This is a genomic window from Embleya sp. NPDC050154 (assembly GCF_044460165.1).
Classification (GTDB): domain Bacteria; phylum Actinomycetota; class Actinomycetes; order Streptomycetales; family Streptomycetaceae; genus Embleya.
In genome coordinates this window covers 409,612-432,840 of sequence record NZ_JBITJP010000004.1, presented here as the reverse complement: position 1 = coordinate 432,840, position 23,229 = coordinate 409,612, and the positions used below count along the sequence as shown (strand labels likewise).

The following is a 23,229-nucleotide window of genomic DNA, read 5'->3' as shown; positions in this document are numbered from 1 at the left end:
CCCACCTGATGTCTACTGCGGCCACGATAGATTTTCGCGCGCCGGGTGGTGAGGTAATCGGCTTCGAGCGGATGGCGGGCGCGTGGCCCTCATCCCCGAGGACGGCGTCGTCCACTCCCGGCGAGACGCCGCCACCGGCGCCGACCTCACCAACACATCACGACCCTCGAGAACCGAACCACCCACCCCGGGTGACGACCGAGCGCGCAAGGAATCGCCCCGGCAACACGGCGCCGCCGGTGCGCTACGAGGCGATTCGGGTCGCCAACCCCGAGAGTCCGGGGACGGGGTTCCTACTGTTGGTGGTGCCGCGCAGCCCGCACAGCCCGTACGGCCCGCACGCGGCCGCGTGTGCTGCGCGCGGCCGGAGCCGGCGCCCGGTGGTTCGTGAACTCAGCAGATGGGACGCGGAATTCGAGTTGAGAAAGAAAGGTGAAGGTCATGGACTGAGGTGACCCCGCAGAGATGGCGCTCGATCAGATGGACCGGGCGAACACCGTGACGTGGGCCGTCGACGACACCGCCGTGCCCGGCGAAACCTCCGTACTGGCGACATCCGCCCGCGCCCGGCAGGGACCAACGGAACCCCGGTGCTCACCACCCACCGCCTGATCTACGCCAAGGAGGGCCGGCCCACCGTGGCGGTGCCCCTGGCGGGCATCACCGACATCACGACCACGCGATCACGGCTCACCGGGCACGTACTCAAGATCGTCGCCGTCGGCGGTGCGTACGGTTGGGAGAACCTCGCCCGGGCGGACACGTTCGTCGATACGCTGCGCAACGCCGTCGCCGCCGCGGTTGCCACGGCCGCGACAGCGCAGCAGGACACTGGGGAACCAGCCGCCCCTCGGCGGCCGGACAGCCCGTCGATGCTCGACGAACTCGCCCGGCTCGCCGTCCTGCACCGGCACGGCGCACTGACGGACGACGAGTTCGTCCGGGCCAAGAGGCGAAGCATCGGCGGCCGACGACACCGGAGCGGGGCCGATCCCGGCCGTTGCCGGTGCGGCGGACGGCCGGGCGAAAGGCTCTGCGCAACGCCGGCCAGGGCGCGTTCGAGGCCCTGAGCCACGAACCCGACATCCCGACCCGCCGTCGCCCTCCGCACGGCCATGGGTGCGGAGGGCGGTCACCCGGCGGAGGATCACGCGATTCCGGGCCCCCGGTCGTAGGTGAGGAAGGCCGCGCCGCCCTTGAGGATCGTGTGGTCGACGAGCTCCCAGGCGTTGGGTGCGAATATCGCGGTCCGCCCGAAGAGGGGAATGCCGGAACCGATGGTGAGCGGGCTGAGTTTGACGATCACCCGGTCGATCTCGCCGTAGAGGGCGCCGGCCAACTCCCCGCCGCCGACGAGCCAGATGTCCTTGCCATCGGCGCGCTTCAGCTCCCGGATCTTCGACACCGGGTCGTCGGCGACGAGTTCGACGCGGGGGTCCGTGCTTTCGGTCAGCGTCCGGGAGAAGACCAGGTGCCTGAGGTGGGGGTAGGCGTCGGTCACGCCGGCCGCGAGGCCGACCGCGTAGCTGTTGCGACCCTCGACGACGGTGTCGAAGCAGGTGCCCTCGGCAGTTACGCCGAGCGCGGTGCGGGCAGGCCCCGGCAGGGTCTCGGGGTACTCCTCGACGAGGTGTCGGATGTAGTCCTCCGACGGGGACCAGAAGCCCCCGGGGCCGGTGGGGTCGGAGCCGTCGGGCCCGGCGATGAAACCGTCGAGCGTGGCGGCGATGAAGTATACGAGCTTGCGCAAAATGGGTCCTTTGTCGATCTGTTGCGGTGTGGTACGGGACGGCGCGGTGCGGTTGCGATGAAGTGCGGAGTCGGCGGGCGCTGTTCGGGAGCGGACGCCGTCGCGGGGCTATTTCGTGGTGGTGGGGAACGGGGTGACGATGCGCTCCACTGCCCGGGTGACGAGCTCGTCGCGCTCGGCGTCGGTGAACACGTCCGGCAGCGTGAGTTGCTCGACGATCAGCCAGTTCATGGCCAGGTACATCAGCAGAACGGCGGTCGCGCCGCCGGGCAGACTCGCGGACTCGTGTCGGCTGACGTTCTCGTCGATGTCGGCGCGGACCCGCTCGGTGAGCAGAGTGCGCAGCTCCGGCCTGCGGGTGGCCTCCAACCGCAGTTCCAGCAGCGCCAGATGCCCGGAGGGGAAGGCGGTGATCCTGCCGAGGCTCTCCCGCAACATCGCGCCGTACGACGCGGCATCCCGCGCCTGGTCGAACATCTCGGCGAGCGCGCCCTCCTCCGGCCTGAGCCGCTCGTAGACACGGGCGCCGGCCTGGACGAGCAGGTCGTCGCGGTTGCGGAAGTAGTTGGACGCGGTGCCGACGGGCACCCCCGCCTCCTTGTCGACGGCGCGCTGGGTCAGGCCCCGCGCCCCTTCGCGGGCGAGAACCTCGATGGCGCCGTCGAGCAGCGCGGCCCGACGGGGTGAGTTCTGACGCATCTCGCACACCCCTCTTCGATCTGAAGTACACCGAGAGTGAAGCACTTCAACTGAAGTACGTCAAGTGAAGTACTTCAATCTAAGTACGTCAGATGAAGTGCTTCAAAGGAAGTGGTCGGAAATGGGTGTAAGACAGGCGCACCCGAAGCACCGCGGGCGATTCGCGGAAATCATCCGATCTTCCGGTGGCACGCGGTCGGGGGTCGTCGATGTTCGTCGTGGCTCGGATCCGCCTCGCAAAGCACCGCGCTGACAGTGCCGAACTGTCGGCGTGGCGTGGCGTGGCGTGGCTCGGCGCCGGCTGTCGGGCCTGGTCTCTAGGGTGCGGCGGGTGAACATCGACGAACTCGACCGCCAGGAACGCTTCTTCGACGGAGTGCCGCCGCGCACCGTCGATCTCCTGCTTGAACAGGGCCACTTGGACGTGGTGGTGGACACGGCGCGGCTGGGCGAGTGGTGGTGTGCCCGGGGTGCGGTGAAGCATTTTCTGGCGTGTGGCGAGTACGAGGCGGCGTGGGAGGTAATCGCCCCGTTCGCCGAGACGGGGTGGTGGCCCGCCGTCGAGGAGGCCGCCCGGGTCTTGAACACCCGGGGTCGGGGCGAGGAGGCGATCGCGCTGGTGCGGGCCCGGGCCGAGGACGGCGAACGCCTCGCCTGGACTCCCCTGGCCCGGCTCCTCGCCGACAACGGCCGGGTGGACGAGGCGATCGAGGTACTGCGCCCGCGCCTGGGCGACTGGTTCCACCGCGACGCCCTGGTCGAAATCTCCGACGGTCACGGCCGTGATGCCCGGGTCATCGACCTCCTGCGTCGGGCCAACGGCAGGGGTGGGCCGTGGAACACCGCGGTCATCATGTTGGCCCGGGTACTGGAGCGTGGCGGGCGGGTGGACGAGGCCGTCGAGGTGCTGCGCACGCGGATCGACAGGGCGCGGCACACGTCGACGAACGACGTCGAGGAGTTGACAGCGATCCTGGCTCGGCACGACCGCTTCGACGAGTTGCGTCTGCTCGCCACCGGGCCGCACGCTCGCTGGGCGGTCGCTTCCCTGGCGGAGAGGTTGGAGCAGTCGGGTCGCGTCGACGACGCCGTTGCGGTGCTTCGCTCGGCCGTCGAGGCGGACGTGCCGTGCGTCGCGGACCGGTTGGCGCTCCTGCTGGCTCGCAGCGGCCGCGTCGACGAGGCGGTGGAGGCGGTGCGTCCGGAGTTGGATCACGCGGACTGCGCTTGCCTGATGGTCGAGTTCCTCGAACTCCTGATCGCTGCCGGCGGTGCGCGGACGGCCCTCGACCTCGCGGCCGAGACGGCGGAGCGGAATACGCACGTCGCGGAGTACGTCACGGGTCTGCGTCCGTGGTTGTTGTCCGAGACCGGGCGAGGAGACGAGGCGATCGCCGAGGTCGCCGCCCGGATCGAGAACGACGACGACCGGCGCGGCGTCGAGCAGTTGGCCGTGCTGTTGGAATCGGAGGGCAGGGTCGACGAGGCGATCGCCGCGTTGTGGGATTACGCCGCCGAAACCGGCTACGGTCGTTCACACTTGGCCCACATGTTGATCGGGCAGGGGCGGGTGGAGGACGCGATCGCGGTCCACCGCCTGCCGAAACCCGCGCCGTGCGATCCGGTGGATGATCCGCGGGCCGACGTATCCGCAGAGCCCCCATCCCTGTGATACGCGGCACCGAAGCCGGCGTGGGATCCGGTTCATCACCTGACACCGCGCGGCCGGCCGAGTAGCCGGGGGCCGACGCCCTCCGTGGGGGTGTGGTTCGTGGCTCCTCGCGGTCCTGCTCGGCGCCCGCCGAGGGCGGGGTCGGGCGGCAAGTCGCCGTCGTACGCAAGCGCGTCCTCGGCGGCGGCCTCGTCGCGTTCACCCCCGGGGTTCGAACAGCGGCTCAGCCCGGGCCTCGAACTCCGGGGCCAGGACGGCGCGCAGGCGGCGAATGCCTGCCCGCCGCTTCGGGCCGTCGGGGGTCTCGTCCCACAGTGCGGCGAACTCGGAGTCCTCGGCGATCACCCGGTCGAGCGCAGCGACGGGCAAGACCCCGAAGATCGTCCGAGAAGATCGGGAGGGCTTCGGCGGGACCGTGGACCGTGCCGATCGGGTCGCCGCCCGGGCAGTGTGCCGCGACGAGCGCGGCGGCCACCACCTCCTCCCGCCCGGGCTTCGGCAGTTTCGGGCGCGGTCCACGCGGGTGGGCGCGGCCCGCACGAGCGCCTCGCGCCGGTCCAGGGACGCCTCGCCCAAGGTGAGGGCGAAGTCGGCGGCCATGTCGTACTCGAAAGGCTCGATGTCCCACGTGCCCAGGGTGTGCTCCGTTGGTGTCCGAAGTGGGGGTCCATCGACAGGTCCGCCACGACGCGGGAGGCGTCGCTCCGGGGTCCGGACCGGCAATGGGCGGGTTTATGCCGACTGGCGTTTGACCACGGCGTCACCCGCAGCTGCAGCGGCGACGAAGAACGTTGCGAGACGAACGAGTCCCTTGTGCAACGCCCGCCTCACGTCGTCGTCCCACGGCATCAGGAGGTCCAGCGGCGAGTCCTCGTCGTCGGTGAACACCGATTCCACCTCCCGAACGCGCTGCGCGACGTCGACGCCGCGCAGGAACCACGCCGCCTCGCGAACCTGCGGAGGCTCGAGCACCCACACCACGGCGCCGAGGAACCCGTACTCCGGGTGTTCCTCTCCCTCCTCGCGTACCTCGCCTCCGTAGACGGGGAGTTCGCACGCCCCTTCCTCCCGGTCGTCGAAGGTGAGCACCGCGTGCATCACGTCGCCGATGCGCTCGACCCCCAGCACCATGCCCGCATCCCGAAGCGAAGCGAACTCCCGGTCGTGCCAGTACGGCACCATCTCCTCCAACTCCCGCGCGGACCCACCTGCCACCGTCCCACCGGGCAACCGCCGCCAGAAGAAGCTCACACCCACCACGCCCCCCGGCCGCGATGTCCACGCCATCCAAAGGAGCCATGGCACCTGCCGGACCAGGGCGCCGTGTTGCTCGATGCGAGGGTCGCCGAGAAGGGCGCGGAGTTCGTCGGAGACGGGGTCGTCCACCAGGCACAACCGAGCGAGACCGTCCCCGACGAAGTGCGGGAACCGGTGCCACGGGAGCGCGTCGTGGGGGAACCCGTCCTTGTCCTCCTGCGACATCGCGCCCATGGCGGTGCGCACGGTGCCCACCCCCGCCTGCGGCCACCCGGGCCGGCGATCGTCCTTCACGGTCACGCCTTCGGACACCGCAACGCTCCCCCATCAGCGACCACGCGCGGCGTGGTCTCTCGTCGTCCGTCGCCTCACCGATCGCCCAACCGCGATCAGGACGAACGGAGCCTAGTGCTCTGACCGGGAAGGTTCGCCGGGTTGGTGGTCGGGGCGGTTGGATGGCGGTGACGTCCGTTCCGACCGCTGGAGGTGTGGTGGCCGAGCCTGTGCGAGTGCGCAGACTGACCGACCAGGAAGGGCAGAAGCTGCAGCAGATCGTCCGCCGGGGCAGTACCCGTTCCGTGCGCTACCGACGGGCGATGATGCTGCTCGCCTCCGCCGGCGGGAACCGCGTCCCGGTGATCGCCCAACTGGTCCAGACCGACGAGGACACGGTGCGGGACGTGATCCACCGGTTCAACAAGATCGGCCTGGCCTGCCTGGACCCTCGATGGGCGGGAGGCCGTCCCCGCCTGCTCACCCCTGACGACGAAGACTTCATCATCCAGACGGCCACCACCCGTCCCACCAAGCTCGGCCAGCCCTTCACCCGCTGGTCGATCCGCAAACTCGCCGCCCACCTGCGCCGCGTACACGGCCGCATCATCCGTATCGGCCGCGAAGCCTTACGGTGCCCACTCCGGCGCCGCGGCATCACCTTCCAGCGCACCAAGACATGGAAAGAGTCCCCCGACCCCGAACGCGAGGCCAAGCTGGACCGCATCGAAGAGGTGCCGGAACGCTTCCCCGACCGGGTCTTCGCCTTCGACGAGTTCGGCCCCCTCGGGATCCGGCCCACCGCAGGCTCCTGCTGGGCGAAGCAGAGCAAGCCCGAACGGCTGCCGGCGACCTACCGCCGCACGCACGGCGTCACCTACTTCCACGGCTGCTACTCCGTCGGTGACGACCGTCTGTGGGGCGTCAACCGCCGCCGCAAGGGCACCGCCAACACCCTGGCCGCGCTGAAGTCGATCCGCGCCGCCCGACCCGACGGCGCCCCGATCTACATCATCCTGGACAACCTCTCCGCCCACACCGGCGCCGACATCCGCCGCCGGGCGAAGAAGAACAAGGTCGAACTGTGCTTCACCCCGACCTACGCCTCCTGGGCCAACCCGATCGAGGCCCACTTCGGACCGCTGCGCCAGTTCACCCTGGCCAACTCCGACCACCGCAGCCACCCCGCACAGACCCGGGCCCTGCACCGCCACCTGCGCTGGCGCAACGCCAACGCCCGCCACCCCGACGTCCTGGCGGCCCAGCGCAAGGAACGCGCCCGTATCCGCAGCGAGAAAGGCATTCGCCGGGGCGGACGCCCTCCGACGGCCGCAGCCTGATCCAGACCGGCGAAGACTGGACACGCCCGCGAAGGCTCGAATCGGTGCGGTAGGGCCCGGTTTGCTGCCGTCCCTGCTACGCAGCGCAGCCGAAAATCTCTTGCGGAGTCGTCTGAGCACTCGATACCCAGCATCGAGACGACAAGGAGCACAGGATGACGACCCGTCTGGGTTCATTGAACGAGTTCTGCTGGATGGACCTCAAAACCCGTGACTTGGCCAGCACCGCCACCTTCTTCTCGAAGACGCTGGGCTGGCGCTTCGCGGTGGACGGGAAGGACTGGCGAAAGGCCACCAAGATAGCCATCGACGGCCACCTGATCGGTGGCGTGAGCGACCTGGCGAACCCGGTCTACCCACGGGGAACACCCGCCCACATCGCCTACTACCTGGCAGTCGACAACGTCGACCGTCGCGCCGAAGGGGCGACGGTGAACGGCGCTCGTCTCGTCGTACCTCCCTTCGACGCGGGCGATCAGGGGCGCATGGCGACATTGATCGATCCGGTAGGTGCCGCCTTCTCGCTGTGGCAGCCGCGCAACTTCACCGGATGGCACTTCCCGTCCCACTTGGCGGGCGCCCCGCACCGCATGGTCCTGACGTGCGACCAGCCTGAGAAGGCCCGGCACTTCTACGACAGGACGACGGGGACCCCTCTGAACCGCGCCGATTTCATCGCTACACGTGGACCCAGTGCATCCGTTCCGCAGTGGGAACTTGCGCTCAACGTCGAGGATTTGGACAGCGTCGTCGTACGCGCACACGAACACGGCCATGACTTGGCCACGTGGTCCGAGAAAACCGGTCGTCGTGTTGTGCGGTTGAGCAGCCCGGAGGGACTGACATTCCTGGTTCGCTGCCTTGAGCAGTGACTCGGCCGTCGACCAGGCGCGGTGGTGGTGGGTCGCAGCCTGGACCAACCCGGCGGACCTATTCGGTCACAGCACTACCGGTGGTTTGTTAGACCGGGATGTAGAGGTCGATGGGTCTTCCTGCGCCGAGGGCGTTGATCAGGGTCTGGAGTTCGGTGGGCGGGGGCTCGGTCGACCACGCCCGCCAGTAGCGTTGCAGCGTGGTCCAAGGCGCCAACCAGCCACGGACGGCCCGGATCGCCCGGGGCCAGGAGGCCGTTCGGGGCTGGTGGGACGCGGGAATTCCCCCTCTCCGGGCCGTGCGGTTCCAACTCCTCGGCATCCACGGACGGGAGCGGGGGTGGGGCGAACCAGGCGTGCCGGCAGAACGAGAACGCGCAGTTGACCAGGGTCTGATGGCGGCGGATGGCGATGTCGGAACGAACTTGGAAGTCGGCCCATCCGAGTTCGTCCTTGACCTGCTTGTAGCTCTGCTCGATCCAATGACGGATCCCATGGACGCGCACGATCTCGGCGAGGTCGGCCGCGGGGTGCCGGCTTTCGTCCTCGCGCGGCCCTCCCGGACGGGGCAGGTTGGTCGCGAGATACCAAGTGGCCTTGGCCGGCAGTGTCGCCGGGTCGGCTGTGGCCACCACCAGGCGTGTCGTCCCGTCCGGTCCCCACCATCCCGGGGTCGCGTCGGCGGCCCACCAGGTCTCGGTGTGTCCGTCGCGGAAGGTTCGGGGCACCGCGTGCCAGTCGCCGGGATCCCACGGACCGCCCCAGGCCAGGACGCGGGCGGCGTCGACCGGGGTATGGGCCTGGTCGCCCCGGGCCCGGATCCCGTGGCGCGGCTTCAGCGCCATCACGAACGGCAGTCCGGCGTCGGCGAGTTCGCTGCGGAAGCCGTCCTGGTCGCCGTAGGCACAGTCTGCGGCCACCGCCCGAAAGGACACGCCCGCCTGTTTCGCTTCCCGGGCCAGGGCGGCCCCGATCCGCAGTTTGGTGCGGAAGTCGGGGTCGTTCCTGCCTTGTGGGAAGTGGTGGGCCGGTGTGTAGGGAACGGCGTGCAGGGAGTGGTAGAGGCGCTCGTCCGCCCAACACGTGGTCACCGTGACGACGCCGCGGTCGATCTTCCCGACCGATCCCAGGTACTGCTTGCCCACGTGCGCGGTCGCCGTGCCGTCCTTGCGGTCGCCGGAGTCGTCGATCACCAACACCCCGCCCGCGTGCGGTGCGGTCGCCGGATCCGCGAGCAGCAGTTCCACTCGGCGGGCGTTGATCCGCTCGTGGTCCCAGGTCGACTCGGACAGAAAGAACTGCAGCCGCTGCACCGCCGGATGCTGTGCACCGACCACGGGTTCCGTCCCTGCGAGGCAGGTCAACGTCTTGTTGCGGTCCCTCGGCAGCAACAGCCCGGCCAGGTACTCGCGGAACCCGCGGCGCTGTGCCAACGTCGAGAAGAGGTCGTCGAACCGCGCGGCGTAGGCTTCCAACGGCCCCGGAGCAGGCGGACAGGGCACACGCTTGGTCATCGCAACCCCCCGAGGCGCAGGCGACGTTCCCTCCTATCGGCATACCGCGACCCCGACCCGCTGTCAACAAACCACCGGTAGTGACGGACCGACAGCGGCCGCCTTGGCGGCTGCATCGGCCTTCGAAACAGCTCCGTTCATGCTCACGCACCGGGAAACACCAAGATCACCGACAGAGTCGAGGTCAGGCCGACGCCTCGCGCGCGGCCGCCTCGTCGTGCGGGTCGACGAACGGGGTCTCCGGCGCCACACGGGCGACCGTGTCGCGCAGGCGGTGGAGCTCGGCCTCCGACCCCTGCCACCGCGTGACGGTCCCCATAACCGGCATGTGCATGCCCACGGCCTGGTCGAGGAACCGGTTGACCCGCATCTTGTCCAGGCCGTGCCGCGCGCGGAACGCCGGGGACGCCGCGATGCCGACCCAGTAGGCGTCCCGGCCCTTGCCGGCCTTCCAGCACACCACCGCGTCGATGTCCCCCCAGGGGACGGCCCGGCCCCACCCGCGGCGCTCCCGGCCCTCCGGACCCAGCGTCACCCCGACGGCGTCGAGCCGCAGCAGCGGACGCCTGCGACCCTGTACGAACCTCCACACCCCCAGCGCGAGCAACAGCACACCCACGGCGCCGCACCCGGCCACCGTGGCGGTGTCGCCCCGGGCGAGCACCGCGACAACCAGAAAGCCGACGCCCACCAGCGGGGCGGGCAAGTCGTCGAGCCTGGGACGCTGCCACAGCTCGAAGGAAGATGTCGTGATTCGCACGGCGTCATGATGGCAGCGCGCCAAGGGCGCGCGCTACGGGTCATCTCGCGCCCGAACATCCGCGCGGCCACATGCCCACCGCGCGAATCGGCCTCTCTCCGCTGACCGCTCGGTTCGACGTAACCCCACGCGCCGGCCGGCCGCCAGTCATTTGCGGTCGCGGTGCCGTCCTTGCGGTCGCCGAAGTCGTCAATCGCCAACACCCCGCCCCTGAGCGGGGCCGTCGCCGGATCGGCGAGCAGCAGTTCGAGGCGGCGGTCGTCTACCCGCTCGTGGTCCCAGGTCGACTCCGAGAGGAAGAACTGCAGCCGCTGCACCGCCGGATGCTGTGCACCGACCACGGGTTCCGTGCCGGCCAGGCAGGTCGGCGTCCTGTTGCGGTCCCTCGTCAGCAACAGCCCGGCCAGATACTCGCGGAACCCACGCCGCCGTGCCAACGTCGAAGATCGTCGAACCGCGCGGCATAGGCCTCCAGCGGCCCCGGCGCAGGCGGACAGGGCACACGCTTGGTCATCGCAACCCTCGAGGCGCAGGCGACGTTCCCTCCTATCGGCGGCATACCGCGACCCCGACCCGCGGTCAACAAACCACCGGTAGGCGTGCCGGCTGACAGTCGGTCAGTCGGAGTTGGGCCACACGAGGATGCCGTTTCCGAACTCGGTGGTCACGGGGATCCACGCCTCCGTTGCCTCCGCCAGGCGGGATTCGTCGACCTGCACGGGTGTACCGGGGTGGCCGAGGTCGAAGAAGGCCGGGGCGGTGCCGAGGGGGAGCCTGATCGGGGCCACGGCCGCGCGGAGTGCGGCGAGGTCGATCTGGGTCCAGGTCCTCGGGCCGCCGGTCCCCGCAAACTCCCGCACGAACAGGTCGTTCAGGGCCGCATACGAGTCGGGGGCCTGCACGGGCACCAGACTGCCCTCGACCTCGCTCTGCACGCACGAGGTCCCGCACGTCTGAAGGTGGTAGACCGTACCGGTAGGGGCCTCCAGCACCACGAACAACCAATCGTGTTCGAGGAGGTCGAGGTGATCGAGATCGACACGAAGCGCGCGGCGTTGTTCCATCACCGCATGCTGCAATCCCGCGCCCGCGGTGTCTCCGCGTTTTCCGTGGCTACGCTCCTTCCACGCGTGGCGTTCTCGGCACGGCGGTCGTCGACAGCTATCCCCCGTACGGCGTGATGGTGCGCCCGCCCGTGAGTTTCCGACTGCCGGTGACCTTGCCGCCTGGGACCTCGGGGGGTGCTCAGGGGGCGGTCGGCCACCTCTCCATGGCCGTGACGGTCTCCATCGGATGGGCCTCGAAATCGGTCATCCCGAGTTCGCCGCCCTGCCCGCACGCCGGCCACAACCCGACGAGCCGCTCCTCCCTCTGCGGGCTCAGCCCGGCGCACAGGCTGCCGGGGAAGGCTCCGACGCCGTGGGTGAGGCCACACACGGCAACCGGGGTGAGGTGCGGCCCCTATTCTTCCCCCGTGCCCGTCAACCAGTACGTCTACTTCGCGCTGTCCAGCCGCTACACGACCGCTGCGGAGATGACAGCCATTCTCGGTCTCGAACCCGACGAGACCACGGTCCGCGGAAGCCGCACGACCGACCCCAAAGCCATTCCGGTGCTCCACCGTTGGAAAGTCGTCTGCCGCGAACCGGGCCTACGTGTCGACGAGCAGATCACCCGCGTGCTCGCACGCCTCGCTCCCCGCACCGAAGCCATCGCCGCGCTCGCACGCCGCTTGGACGCCGAAGAGCGGGAAGGCCCCAGCGCCGTCCTGGAAGTCGTCCGACGTTTCAACGACGAACCGGGTCCCCCCGGTCATCCCGACAGCCGGGACGGCGGGACCCCACCGAACCTGTTCGGCTGGCATCTCGACCGCGAAGTGCTCGACTTCCTGCAGACCACCGGAACCGTCCTCGACATCGACGAGTACGACATGACCCCGGACCATGCCGAAGACTGAGCCCTTTCAGCCGCTCCGACCAACCAGCTCTGCCCCCACGCTCGGCATACTCGCGGGTTCGGCGGAGGTCGACCTATGCGGAAATCCGCATGGGTCTACGAACTCGGCTGGCTGCCGCTGCCCGAGGACGGCTCCTCCGCGCTGTTCCAGGTGATCAAGGCGGCATTTCCAAAGCGCACATGTTCCGGCGCATGTGTGCCGGACGGAGCCGTAACCTCGAGGGTTCGACCTGTGTAAGGTCCGGAAGTCTTGGTACTCGTCGCAGACGATGCCCTGGTTGACCCAGCGCTCCGGGTCGGCGGCGAGATCGCCCTCCGCCGACTGGACTGCGTCCTCGGGGGTGGGCAGGACGGCGACCTCCCGACCCAAGCTGGTGGTCTCCATGGGCGCGACGCTCGTCATGAGGCTTCTCGCTCTCCGTCGATCCCCGCGTTTCGGTGGTCTGCGGGGCCCAGGACTTGCGGCTGCCGTTCCGGGTGTTCACGACCTTGTCGCCGACCACGATCTGGCGCCGGCAGGCACGTCGACGTTCGCCGAGTTCCGCGGTCTCGCGACGACCGAGTTCCGAGAGCCGGCCGGGGAACCAGCCGGTGGCGAAGCCCGCCTCGTTGTCGGTGGTGGTGGCGTGCGTCTCGTAGGCGATCTCTACGGCCATCGCGGGGATCCTGGGTGCGGGGCCTGGGTGCCCGGGCACCCGGGAACCCGGGCACGCGGCGCTCGCGGCATTTGGTTCGACCGGACCCGGACCCGGCGGGAGGCGATCTCACCCTCTCGACACGGACCCCGGCTACCCCCGGGAACAACAGTCCGGCCCAGCCGGACCACGTGATCTCCATGCCCCGACCGTGCGGACGAGACGGCACCGAGACGAGCTCCGGGAAGAGAGTTGACGGAGCGTCAGGCCAAGGGGCGTACGGACCGGACGTACTCTGGCGCCCACAATCGACGCGCGCGCCGCTGCCCCGCCCCGTCACTCACCGTGGCAAATCCCGGAAAGTGACGCAAACCCGATGAACGTGCGGAGTGATGGGGCTCGTGAAAGGTCCTCCCGCTCGGGGATTCCTCGGAACCCCCAGCACTTGAGCCGGAGATCGGGATGCCGGGTCAGAAGACCACGGCGATCTTTCCTGCCAAGCCGCCCTGGAGAAAACGAGCGTGTGCTGCCTGGATCTCTTGGAGGCCGAAAACGGAGGCCATGCGCGGCCGCAGGGAGCCGTCGTCGACGAGCCTGGCCAGTTCGTCCAGCCCCGTGCCGTCCTCGTGCACCTGGTTGACGGTGGTACGCACGCTGCGGGAGGACATGTCGGGGACTGGGCCGGCCTGGGTGGCGATCGACGCGTATCGGCCTCCGTCGGCCACCGCTTCGGTCACGAATGCCCCGAAGGTGTCGAAGACTGCGTCATAGTGACGGTCTTGCAGAGTATTGCGGTCGGTGGTGACGAAATCGGCACCGTGAGCGCGTGCGAAGGCTCCCTGCGCATCCCGGGAGACCAGCGCATCGACCCGGGCGCCGCGTGCGCGGGCGATTTGCAAAGCCAGTCCGCCGACCGCCCCTGCGGCGCCGGCGATCAGCAGCCGCTCACCGGACTTGAGGGCCAGCCAGTCCAGCGTCTGCAAAGCTGTGAGTCCGGGCAGCGGCAGCGTGGCCGCCTGGGCCAGACTGACCGACCGCGGCGCGGCGGCGACTGCCGCGAGTACGCCCGCAGGCGGGCGTCCTTCCTTCAGCGCCTCGACAGCTACGCGCTGGTGGCGGCTCAGCTGCACCCATCGACGATCGCGCAGATGGGATGCACACTGGTCGTCGCTCGCGAGTTGGTCGGCCCACTCCGGATCCGGCGCGCCACGCTGGAAAGCGTCGTGAAGCTCGTCCCAGGCGAACGCGAAGCCTTCCGCCCGGAGGATATTGAGATCACTGCCGGAGGTCCGGAACCGGGTGAGCAGTCCTGCCGTCGACTCGCCGTGCGCGGTGGCTGCGCGCAGCCGTTCGAGAGCGGCGTCCGTGTCCTCTTCGGCCGGCAGTCCGCGTACCAGGGCGAGTGCCTTGTCGTCGAAGGAGTCCGGCAGCCAGTGTTCCGGTTCGTGCCGCAGCAGCTCCGGGCCGTTGCGCTCCCACAGTCCCAGGGCCACACGCAGTTGCAGGGACGGTGAATGCTCGGCCCAGCCCGATGCGAGACAGTGTGCGGTCAGACGCGGGTCACCGCTGCCGAACGCCGGGAGCAGGTCCGTCCATGTGGTGGGCTCGTCCAACAGTTCGGCGCGTAGTGCCCCCGAAAACGGTACATGTCCGCCCGACTTCGCTTGTGGCCCCAGCGGTACGCCGGCCGGCACGGCGTCGCGCAGCTCGCGCGGGAGGTTGGATTGGTAGATCAGGGCGGCATTGACCGTGGGGTCGTCCAGCCTGGCGAGGTCGGCGGCCACCTCGGGGGACAGCGGCCTGCTGGGCAGGCTGGTGGCGCAGAAGTTGCGTATGACGACCTGCCTGTTCATCTGGTGACGGGCGATCAGCACGCGTTCGCGGCCACCGGGTTCGCACGCTCGCGCCCAGGTCGTCCATTGCGGCCGCCATGTGCCCAGGGCCGGCAGGTCCGAGGCGGTCTGGTCGTCGAGGTTCCGCAGCAGTTCGCGCTGTACCGGCGTTGCCGCCGCGTTCGTCAGTGCCACGAACGCGGCACGCTCGCCCTTGAGCACGTGCCAGGGGCCGGTCAGCTCGGGTATGCCGTCGCGGCCGCCCGGCCACGTCCCCTCGCCGGACTCGCTCTGTCCGCGGCGTGTCTGCGCCACCGCTTCGTCCGCCAGGTCGACGATCGTGCCGGGGTACTCCTTCAGCATGCCGCGCATCGTCCGCCAGGCACCGATGTCCGCGCCGCGACGGTCCGCGAGGAGGTCGGCCGGCCGGGCATTGAACCGGTCCCATTCGCGGCGCTGCCGCGGGTCGACGTCCCGCACGCCCTGGGCGACCTCCAGTACCAGGGTCGCCGGGCGGACGACGCGCAGCAGATCGTCGCCGGTCACGGTCCGCGCGAGGCTGCGGTCGAGGGTGGCGAGCATGGTGTCCAGGTCCAGCCCGGCCGGTTGCACGGCTCCCAGGAGCGCTGCCGGGGCGGGCCGGTGCAGTTGCGCGAGCAGTCGGGTCGGCTCCGGATGCGCCGCGGCGAGCGGCGCGAAGGCGTGCGCGGGGCAGTCGTCCCTGGTCGGCAGTCCGTCGATCAGCCCGGGCGGGAGCGGCCGCCGCGCGTGTGTGCGGCCAACAGCGCGGACCAGTCCAAGGGGTTCCACGGGTTGAGGTAGTCCTCGGTGAGCCCGTCGGGGACACCTTCGGCGGCCGCGACCGCCCGGCGGAGTGCTTCGACCCCGCGATCGGGGTCGCCCAGGGCCCAAGCAGCGAGTTCGGCGGCGTCGTCTGCCTCACCGTCGTCGGCGTCGGTGTGTGCGGTACCGGCGTGCCTGCGCAGCTCGCGTGCGACGTCCGGGTCGGCGAGGGCCGCGCACAGGGCCTTGGGCCCGCCGAAGGCGTACAGCGACAGCAGGCCGCGAAGCTGCTCGGCACGGTCGAGAACGTCCGGGGACGCGAGCGCCGCCGTGACCAGCTTGGGGAATGGGGCGACCACGGTGGCACGCAACAGGGCAACGGCACCGAGCCGGCCCTCGTTCTCCCGGGTGCGGGTCAGGGCGCGGAGCCGGGACAACCGGGGCTTCCAATCCGGGTCGGCACCGTCGGCCGCGGCCGGCAACACCCGCAGATCGACGCTGTCCCAGGGCCCGTACTCGTTCTCGAAAACGGCCCGGGCGACCAGCGGGTGCCCGGTGCCGGCGAGCCGCCGACGGAGGACGGGGTCCTCGGCAACGGCATCCGTATTGCGCGCCAGCGCCCCGATCCATTCGCCGCCGACCGAGATCGCGGCGTCCGAAAGCGGCTGTGGGACGTGCGGCGCGTGCCGAATCGCGTCGGCGAAGGCCGACGGATCCCTCCTGATGGCCGCCTCCACATCGGCCTGCCTGCCGAGGGCCGCCAGACACTCGATTACTGGCATGCGCGGCATCTTTGCCATGCGGTATTCCCCCGTCCGACCGACCGCGGCTCCGCCCGGCCGACGCCATTGCGTGGCCAGGGACACTAACAGCGCACACCGACGGGACCGGATCCAGCGGCGGGAGGCCGGTGAACCGCAACGGTCAAGCCTCCGCCAGGAGAACATCGACACCAAGATCAATCGTTGGCTTTCGATGCTTCAGTCGTCCCTGAGACCGGCGAACCGGAAGTCGTGCGTTGCCTGAACGAGTTCGGTCGCTCATCCTCCAACTCCTCCCTCGTCCGGTCAGTGAGCCGAAGGCGGCGGCCGACACAGGAATCCCGACCGTGAACCCCGTCCTCGCCGGCGCACGACCAAGCCGCTGGGCGCGAGGTTCCACTGTCCCGGCCGGTATTCTGGAGAGCACACGCAACCACCGCCAGGTCATACGGTCGAGACAGGCGGTTGGGGATCGCAAACGGACAGGAGTCCCGTCCCCGTGCAGAGACCGAGGGCCGGTGCCCCACGGGCCGGCCCATGGACTACTGCCTGTCCCCGGACTTGCGCACAGGTGCATCCTCGCGACGGCGATGTCCTGGAATCCGGCGAGGCGGTTACGGACGGAGTCGGCCACGTAGTCCTCGAGCGACACCGCGAGCCCGAGCCCGATCAAAGCCCGTACGCGTTCCACCGTCTCCGGGGACAGGCTGACCCGGACCTCGGCCCCACCGGTACGAGTTGCCTCCGCACTCATCCGACGGACGCTACCGCCGACCACCGACACACCGCCCGCGTCCGATCCGAGCAGGCCACCGCGAGGACGGCATCCCGGCCACCGAGGTCGAGCCGATTCGGACCGAGCCGACGGTCGTGCTGCGGGAAGGCCGGCGGCCGCCATGTCGCGCCGTCCGGATCCCGAAGGATGCCTGGGCGGCGAAGCGGATGCTCCGCGCGAACCTCCGCCACAATCGGTAACAGTTCAGTTACATTCGATCACTGTGAGGGCAGGCAGCGAATCCCATCCGCTGCCGGAGGTGTGACAAATCCGCGCACCGATCGCCCGCTCGCACGTGATCGCGACGGCCTTTGGGGGCCCCGTGAACAACATCTACGCAGAGGTGGTAGCTGTCCCATGACACAGGAAGCCAGGATCGACGTCGAACTGACGTGGAAGCAGGACGAGGAGAAGTCCTCGGCGGACCAGGTGGCGGAGTTCGCCGGGAACCTGCCGCAAGGCCCTTGGTTCGGCACCCCGATGGCCGTCGCGCGCGACGGCGACCGGAAGCCCAAGCACATTTGGCCGCTCCGGTCCGCCCGACCGTACCGGCGGGAGGTGGCCGTCGGCGAAGCCGCGGTCTACCTCGCCGACGGCCACAAGGAGTTGCAGCGGCCGTTCATCTTCGCGGACGGTTTCAACTACGGCCGCAGTGACCTCCCGGGACTGTTCGCCCACTTCAACGCGCCCTACCCGGGCAGCAGCGTGGGGTTCCTCGAGCAGCTGCTCACCGCGGGCATCGACGTCGTCCTGGTCGGCTTCGAGGAGCGGCACACCTACATCCAGGCCAACGCCGGGGTGGTGATCAGCGCCATCAACAAGGTCATCCAAGAGAGGCAGGGCAGTGAGCCGCTGATCGTCGGCGGAGTCAGCATGGGCGGCATCATCACCCGCTACGCCCTCGCCGAGATGGAGAGCCGGCAGCAGGACCACCAGACCGCGACCTATCTCTCCTGGGACTCCCCCCACAACGGCGCCTGGATCCCGCTGATCCTCCAGCAGATGGCCTACTTCTTCGAGTCGCTGCCGGCCGCGCCCGGCAAGGTCAAGGAGGCCGAGCTGATCAGGAGCCCTGCCGCGCAGCAACTGCTGTACGCATGGGTGCCGGACGCGAAATACGAAGGCCCCGTCGCCACCTCCAGCGAATTGCGCACGCAATTCCTGGCCGAGCTGGAAGACCTCGGCCGGTTCCCGCAACGTCCGCGCAAGCTGGGCGTGGCCAACGGCACCGGCGACGGCACCGGCCGTGACCTGCCGGCGGGCACGGAGGTGTTCAAGCGGCAGGTACCACTGATCGTCTACGCCCGGGCGAACTTCCAGCCCGACGGCGGGACGCGCGAGCCGATCGGTGAGATGCGGGCCGTCGGCCAGGTCCGACGGGGCTTCACCTCGCACGTTCCCGGCCTCGACGGCGCCCCCGGCGGCACCCTCGACTCCTTCGGCAAGATCGCCGCCGCACTCGGAGCCGACCTCCCGGAAACCTACAAGTTCAGCTGCTTCGTCCCCTCGGTGAGTGCGGTCGCTCTGGACTACGACCCGGCCCGGTGGGACGTCAACCCGTACGAGAAGGTCGAAGCGGCCGACGAGAAGAGCGCACTCGACGAGTTCAAGTGCGACAGGGAGAACACCGTGCACAGCCAGGTGACCAAGACACTGGTCGACTGGATCGTGGAGCGAATCGTCCACTGATACCGACGAATCGGACAGCACGGGACATCGGCCGCCCGCGGATCGCCGCGCGGCGGCTTGTTCCCAAAGGGTGCGGGGACGGGCCGCAGGTCGGCGGCGTCCCCGGCCCCGGCCCCGGCGGCAGCAGGACGGAGACGCAGAGGATGTCGTCGACGTCGCGGTTCGCCGGACCCGCCGCGTGGATTCTGTTGCTGCCATGAGTGCTTCGATCCGCGGGCACGGTGTCGTCCTCGGTGGCTTCTCCGCACGAAGACACGGTCGCCGTCGTTCCTCACAACTTCCCGACCCGCCGATCGAGAAGCGGTGAGCCCGACGGGGGCGAGCCCCGTCGCCATCGTGCAGGGTCCGACGAGATTACCGGCCGCGGCCGCCCCAGAAAGCGACCCCAGCCGGAGCGGCGGTCTCGATCCGCCGCAATTCCCGGGCGCCGCCTCCAGAGGTACTTGACGTCGATGGTCGACAGGCCGTCGATCGGCACCTCGTTGGACAGGTCCAGGCTGTCGCCGCCGTGCTGGAGGCCCAGCGGATCCGGGGACCGGGGAACCCACCCTCGATGTCGGCGGTGGCCGGGGTGTCGGGCGCGGCAGCGTCGACGAGCCCGGGGAGGCGGGCGGCGAGGTCCACGGCCGACTCCCCGGGCCGCCTCTCCAAACTTTCGGCGGCTCGGGCGAGTTGGTCCTCACCGACGACCGAAACGATCCGGTCGGCTGTGATCGCCTCGTTGGGGCCGTCGCCGACCCACGACCGAACCCGAGACTTCAGGCCGGCTTCGGCCAGGCTGATGGCCGGGCCGACGGTGCTTGTACGGCTTGCTGCCCTTCGTTGCGGAGGATGATGGCCGAAAGGTCAGAAAGCGCGGACCTGGGACAGTTGGCCGTCACCGCACCGCCCTCCGCATACTCTGGCGGCAGGATTGGGCCCATGGACGAGTCGAGCACGCTCCCACCGGATGCGGCACATGTAGGCAAGCGACTGAGCGAATGGGCCGACGACGATGAGCGGGTCGGCGCGATGATGCCGGACGGCCCGCGAAGCCACGGCGAGGCATGTTGGGGCGTCCTGGAACCCACGGGACTGGTCCATCGTCAGCCACCCGGAGACGCCCATGACGGCCCGCGAGACCCCGCTGAACTGGATGCGGCCCTGCGCCTCAGGCTCACCGTCGACAGCGCACCCTTGTGGATCATGGCGACACTGACCCGTTTTCTGGCGATGGACGGGGGCCCACCCGAGGAGTTCGTTGCCAGGGCCCGCGCGTTGGCGGATGACTTGGTCGAGTTGCTGGGCCCCGAGGGTGACTGGCGGGCGAACGGTGACTATGTCGTGCGGGGCGTGCGGGGCGAAGGCTATCCACCCGAGCCGTTGTCGAAGGCCCCGGAAGGCGCGCGTTGGTCGCCCGGCGGAATATGGGTACCCGTAACCGTTGCCCCCTTCGATGCCGCAGTCGTCGGCCGGGGCGCAGGCCATTGCGTAGTCATCGTCAGAGCGGAAGCCTGAGACGATACCGGCGGCTTCGAGGTCGCGCGCCCGCCTGGCCGAGGAAAGACTCGACCACTTCGCCGACTACCCCAAGACGGACGCCGTCGTCTACGCACTGCTGCCGATCTCGCTCCGCCTCGCCCGAACTGCCCGACACATCCCGCGAGCTGGACTTGATCGACGGCCGCCTGCCGGGGATTGCGGAGAGAGTCAGCACGATGGCCTACAAGGACTGGTCTCACGAGAGCACAGGGGGGCGGCATGGCGTTCCAGGCCGCAGACAAACAATGGGGAACCGTTACTCCCTCCACCCGCCACGTGGTCGCCACGGGCAGGCGGAGGCTACCCGTCCCCACCGGTGTGCCCATGTCGCGGCTGCCGGTCGGAACGCCCGCTCCATCGAAGGCGACACGCACCGGGACGGGTGCAGGTCGTTCCGCACGACCTGTGTCGGGAGTTCGCTCCCCTTCAAGGTGTACGGATTGCGCGCGGCGCGCCGACCCCCGGCAGTTCAGGCGGTCGCGCGCGAACGGCCGAGGCGGTCGCGTACCACCACCCGGCGACGAGTTCCGATGCAATCGCTGCATGCACAGGTTCGTCACACGCGAGCCCATCCAACCGACCATCGCGGCGCCGGCCCGCCGCGAGTCAACCGCACACCGCCCTGCGGTCGCGGTGTGCGGTTGGGGCGGACCGCAGGGCGATTCGGACCAAGTCCTGCGGACGGACGTCGTGCGCCCACCCGGTCAGGCGCACGGTGGTCGTCGTCGCCGGGCGCAGCGCGAGGTCGACCAAGTCGTGCCCGTACAGGGGCCGGTCTCGCCGGTTCGATCAGTTGGAAGAGGCTGCGGGCGGTGGCGTTCGACGCCTCGGACGGAGTGACGTCACGCAGGGGCGCCGAGCGGCGGGTGTTCGAGCACGCGTGGCTTGTACTCGACCAGTTGGATGCGGCCGTCGAAGGTCCGGTGCTCGATCATCTCGAGGGCGACGTCCGGGTAGCCGTCGTAGATGCGTTCCGCGCCCGTGGCCCCGGTGATCACCGGGAACATGCCGACCCGGAAGCGGTCGACGAGTCCGGCCCGCAGCAGGGACCGGCACAGGCTGAGGCTGCCGATCGTGCTGAGGAGCCCCGAGCCGTTCTCCTTCATGGCGCGGACCGTCTCGACGGCGTCGTCGCGAACGAGCGTGGAGTTGGCCCACGTCAGTGGCTCCTCGAGCGAGGACGAGAACACCACCTTGGACGCTTGCGTGAGCCCGTCGACGGACGCCTCTTCCTCGGCCCTGAACTCGTCCTGACCATCCGGGACCTCGCCGGCGGCGAAGCCCGACATCTGGCGGTAGGTGTTCGCTCCCATCAGGTAGGTGACCTCGGGCTGCTCACCGAGCCAACCGAGGTACTCCGGGCCCTCGAGACCCCAGAACCCGGGCCAACCCTCCCCCGACGCGTAGCCGTCGAGCGAGGTGATGAAATCGACGAGAAGCTCCGACATGACGGTGTCCTTTCCTCGGGTGTCACGAGCTTGGACCGGCCGCGGGCCACAAACTCATCGGTCCGTCCGAATGTTTCGATGACAGGCTCAAAATCATCACAGTCAGTAATCGGAGAACTGTATACTGTGGTGCGGGCCTTGCCCTGACACCCTCACCGGACACCACGACCGCACGCTCATCCTCGCCGCCGTGCACTACGCCGCCCGCGCCCAGGACCCCGCCGGACTTTTCGCCCGCGACGTCGCGCCCCACCCGCGCGGCCTGGTTCGTGTGACCACTCTCACCGGCAAGACGAAGCACTCGGTCCGCGACGCGCGGATCCTGCGCCGGCGCGAGCCGGAGGTCTGCCCCGTGCGGGCCTGGCAGACTCAACGGGGCCCGCACGCCTGGCCGCCGACGCCGCGCCCGAGTGGTCCGCGCCCGGTGCCCCGGCGCTTGTCGGCATCGACCAGTGGCGCACCGTCACCGGCGCCCGGCGCTGGGTGGCAACCCGGCCCGGGCCGACGCGCGCTCGGTGCGGCTCTTCAGCGCGACGGCGTCCAACGACCGTGCTCCCGAGCGCTGGAAACTTACGGGCGCGGCTCCCCCGTCCACCCGGTGGGAACGCCGAAAAGACCGCCACGCTCAGGCGGTTCGCCGATTCGTGTCGCGACCGAGGTGGACGTGGCCCGGCGGATCGTGGGCGTGGCGGAGACCAGGACGCCGACGAGGACTCGGCCCGGCCGAGTCGACGCGGGGCGTCCGCGGTGTGGACAAGGCGTTCGCCGAGTCCCACGGCCGATCGCGTGGCGCCCGGGGCACTGTGGTCACCTCGATGCCGCAGGAAGGTTGTCCGGCTCGGGCAGGAGCGCCGCGGGGCGTCGAGGCGTCGAAACGGAACCGGCGCCAAGCCTCCGTCGGCCGCCGGTGGGCGGCCGACGGAGCGTCGGCTGCGTGGGGTGTGCCGCTCAGTTCGTGAGGAAGGCACCTTCGCGGCAGTCGCGGCAGACGAAGACGTAGCCCAGTTGGCCGCCGAGGTTCATCGCGGTCTGCGCGGAGATTCCCTCCTCCAGGTGTGCCGCGAACTCCATCGTGCCGGTGCAGGAGGGGCATGCGGGCAGTCGGTCGTCCTCGAGGTAGGAGGGGCTGCCTCCGAGTGACCCGAGCACTTCGCGTTGCCTCCCGAATCGTTCTTCGGGCTCCCGTTTCCACCCCGAGCGGGCGAGGTCGTACGCGTCGGGCGCGACTTCGTCGTCATCGCCGTCATCCCCGTCCTCCGCGGGGTCGAGCGTCACGACGTGGGTGCGGATGGCCGAGACGGCGGGCAGCAGCGTCACACCCGTCGCGGGCACCTCCACCGGCCGCAGTTCCTCCCGGGGAAACAGATGGACCCGGTTCCCGCCGGACGTCGCGTCCCAGAACTCGCACGCGCCGGGATCGTTCTGACACACGAACACCGACAGAACGCCGTACTCGACGGGAAGATGCGCGAAGAACTGCAGCGGCCCGCCGCAAAAGGACCCGCATATGGGCCAGCTGAATCCCGCAGGAGCCAGCGGCACTCCCCCGGTCCGCAGGACGCCGGAATCGGCCGGTACGGTGCCGTCGTAGATCATCAGAGTGGACTGCATGGTGAGAGGCTACGGCCGAAAACGTCTTGCACCACGGCCGAGAACCCATCGTGATCTCCACACCACCGCACCTGGTGGACA

General features: G+C 69.7%; 20 protein-coding genes and 1 pseudogene. 7 read left to right on the top strand and 14 right to left on the bottom strand.

The window, feature by feature from the left end; translation table 11 throughout:
* The first annotated feature begins 590 nt into the window (after positions 1-590).
* Complete coding sequence (locus ACIBSV_RS11240) at positions 591-1,070, top strand: SHOCT domain-containing protein (protein WP_395861583.1); 480 nt, start codon at positions 591-593, stop codon at positions 1,068-1,070.
* 77 nt (positions 1,071-1,147) lie between these two features.
* Here the strand turns inward: ACIBSV_RS11240 and ACIBSV_RS11235 are convergent, their stop codons facing one another.
* Positions 1,148-1,750: a dihydrofolate reductase family protein gene (locus tag ACIBSV_RS11235; RefSeq protein WP_395861582.1), complete on the bottom strand. Its 603-nt coding sequence runs from the start codon at positions 1,748-1,750 to the stop codon at positions 1,148-1,150.
* Positions 1,751-1,858: 108 nt separating this feature from the next.
* The gene (locus ACIBSV_RS11230; RefSeq protein WP_395861580.1) at positions 1,859-2,449 is read right to left on the bottom strand and encodes a TetR/AcrR family transcriptional regulator; all 591 of its coding nucleotides are present in this window, start codon (positions 2,447-2,449) and stop codon (positions 1,859-1,861) included.
* A gap of 331 nt (positions 2,450-2,780) precedes the next feature.
* On the opposite strand from ACIBSV_RS11230, the gene ACIBSV_RS11225 reads away from it, so the two are divergent.
* On the top strand, positions 2,781-4,121 hold the full coding sequence (locus ACIBSV_RS11225) for a tetratricopeptide repeat protein (RefSeq protein WP_395861578.1): 1,341 nt from the start codon (positions 2,781-2,783) through the stop codon (positions 4,119-4,121).
* A gap of 198 nt (positions 4,122-4,319) precedes the next feature.
* Here the strand turns inward: ACIBSV_RS11225 and ACIBSV_RS11220 are convergent, their stop codons facing one another.
* Complete coding sequence (locus ACIBSV_RS11220) at positions 4,320-4,490, bottom strand: hypothetical protein (protein ID WP_395861576.1); 171 nt, start codon at positions 4,488-4,490, stop codon at positions 4,320-4,322.
* A 363-nt stretch (positions 4,491-4,853) separates the two neighbouring features.
* Entirely contained in the window at positions 4,854-5,672 is an 819-nt protein-coding gene (locus ACIBSV_RS11215; protein WP_395861574.1) for a hypothetical protein, read from the bottom strand.
* A 197-nt stretch (positions 5,673-5,869) separates the two neighbouring features.
* Here ACIBSV_RS11215 and ACIBSV_RS11210 point away from each other — a divergent pair, with 197 nt between their 5' ends.
* Both ACIBSV_RS11210 and ACIBSV_RS11205 read left to right on the top strand, forming a co-directional pair.
* Positions 5,870-6,991, top strand: a complete 1,122-nt coding sequence (locus tag ACIBSV_RS11210; RefSeq protein WP_395861572.1) for an IS630 family transposase — start codon at positions 5,870-5,872, stop codon at positions 6,989-6,991.
* Positions 6,992-7,146: 155 nt separating this feature from the next.
* Positions 7,147-7,863, top strand: coding sequence for a VOC family protein (locus ACIBSV_RS11205; RefSeq protein ID WP_395861569.1), 717 nt, complete (start codon positions 7,147-7,149; stop codon positions 7,861-7,863).
* A 74-nt stretch (positions 7,864-7,937) separates the two neighbouring features.
* Here ACIBSV_RS11205 and ACIBSV_RS11200 read toward each other — a convergent pair whose 3' ends face one another.
* The 5 genes and pseudogenes from ACIBSV_RS11200 to ACIBSV_RS11180 form a co-directional block, all read right to left on the bottom strand.
* Positions 7,938-9,377, bottom strand: a complete 1,440-nt coding sequence (locus tag ACIBSV_RS11200; RefSeq protein ID WP_395861567.1) for an IS701 family transposase — start codon at positions 9,375-9,377, stop codon at positions 7,938-7,940.
* 184 nt (positions 9,378-9,561) lie between these two features.
* On the bottom strand, positions 9,562-10,137 hold the full coding sequence (locus ACIBSV_RS11195) for a hypothetical protein (RefSeq protein ID WP_395861853.1): 576 nt from the start codon (positions 10,135-10,137) through the stop codon (positions 9,562-9,564).
* Positions 10,138-10,328: 191 nt separating this feature from the next.
* Positions 10,329-10,532, bottom strand: a pseudogene (locus ACIBSV_RS11190) (transposase); the annotation flags it as partial.
* Between the two features lie 222 nt (positions 10,533-10,754).
* A complete protein-coding gene (locus tag ACIBSV_RS11185; RefSeq protein WP_395861565.1) occupies positions 10,755-11,201 on the bottom strand; it encodes a DUF6210 family protein in 447 nt (148 codons plus the stop codon).
* Between the two features lie 181 nt (positions 11,202-11,382).
* Complete coding sequence (locus ACIBSV_RS11180) at positions 11,383-11,574, bottom strand: hypothetical protein (RefSeq protein WP_395861563.1); 192 nt, start codon at positions 11,572-11,574, stop codon at positions 11,383-11,385.
* A gap of 37 nt (positions 11,575-11,611) precedes the next feature.
* Here ACIBSV_RS11180 and ACIBSV_RS11175 point away from each other — a divergent pair, with 37 nt between their 5' ends.
* Positions 11,612-12,094 carry a DUF4279 domain-containing protein gene (locus ACIBSV_RS11175; RefSeq protein ID WP_395861561.1) on the top strand — a complete coding sequence of 161 codons (483 nt, stop codon included), beginning with the start codon at positions 11,612-11,614 and terminating at the stop codon, positions 12,092-12,094.
* Positions 12,095-13,198: 1,104 nt separating this feature from the next.
* On the opposite strand, the gene ACIBSV_RS11170 is transcribed toward ACIBSV_RS11175, so the two are convergent.
* Positions 13,199-15,370 carry a zinc-binding dehydrogenase gene (locus tag ACIBSV_RS11170; RefSeq protein WP_395861560.1) on the bottom strand — a complete coding sequence of 724 codons (2,172 nt, stop codon included), beginning with the start codon at positions 15,368-15,370 and terminating at the stop codon, positions 13,199-13,201.
* A complete protein-coding gene (locus tag ACIBSV_RS11165; RefSeq protein ID WP_395861558.1) occupies positions 15,301-16,125 on the bottom strand; it encodes a hypothetical protein in 825 nt (274 codons plus the stop codon). The genes ACIBSV_RS11170 and ACIBSV_RS11165 overlap by 70 nt, the downstream gene beginning before the upstream one ends.
* 1,111 nt (positions 16,126-17,236) lie before the next feature.
* On the opposite strand from ACIBSV_RS11165, the gene ACIBSV_RS11160 reads away from it, so the two are divergent.
* Positions 17,237-18,568 (top strand): hypothetical protein, encoded by a 1,332-nt coding sequence (locus ACIBSV_RS11160; protein ID WP_395861556.1) that lies wholly within the window; start codon positions 17,237-17,239, stop codon positions 18,566-18,568.
* Between the two features lie 354 nt (positions 18,569-18,922).
* On the opposite strand, the gene ACIBSV_RS11155 is transcribed toward ACIBSV_RS11160, so the two are convergent.
* Positions 18,923-19,345 carry a YidB family protein gene (locus tag ACIBSV_RS11155; RefSeq protein ID WP_395861843.1) on the bottom strand — a complete coding sequence of 141 codons (423 nt, stop codon included), beginning with the start codon at positions 19,343-19,345 and terminating at the stop codon, positions 18,923-18,925.
* Between the two features lie 144 nt (positions 19,346-19,489).
* On the opposite strand from ACIBSV_RS11155, the gene ACIBSV_RS11150 reads away from it, so the two are divergent.
* Positions 19,490-20,065, top strand: coding sequence for a hypothetical protein (locus tag ACIBSV_RS11150; protein WP_395861554.1), 576 nt, complete (start codon positions 19,490-19,492; stop codon positions 20,063-20,065).
* A gap of 866 nt (positions 20,066-20,931) precedes the next feature.
* On the opposite strand, the gene ACIBSV_RS11145 is transcribed toward ACIBSV_RS11150, so the two are convergent.
* Both ACIBSV_RS11145 and ACIBSV_RS11140 read right to left on the bottom strand, forming a co-directional pair.
* Complete coding sequence (locus tag ACIBSV_RS11145) at positions 20,932-21,537, bottom strand: dihydrofolate reductase family protein (RefSeq protein WP_395861552.1); 606 nt, start codon at positions 21,535-21,537, stop codon at positions 20,932-20,934.
* Between the two features lie 948 nt (positions 21,538-22,485).
* Positions 22,486-23,148, bottom strand: a complete 663-nt coding sequence (locus ACIBSV_RS11140) for a hypothetical protein (protein WP_395861551.1) — start codon at positions 23,146-23,148, stop codon at positions 22,486-22,488.
* Positions 23,149-23,229: the final 81 nt, after the last annotated feature.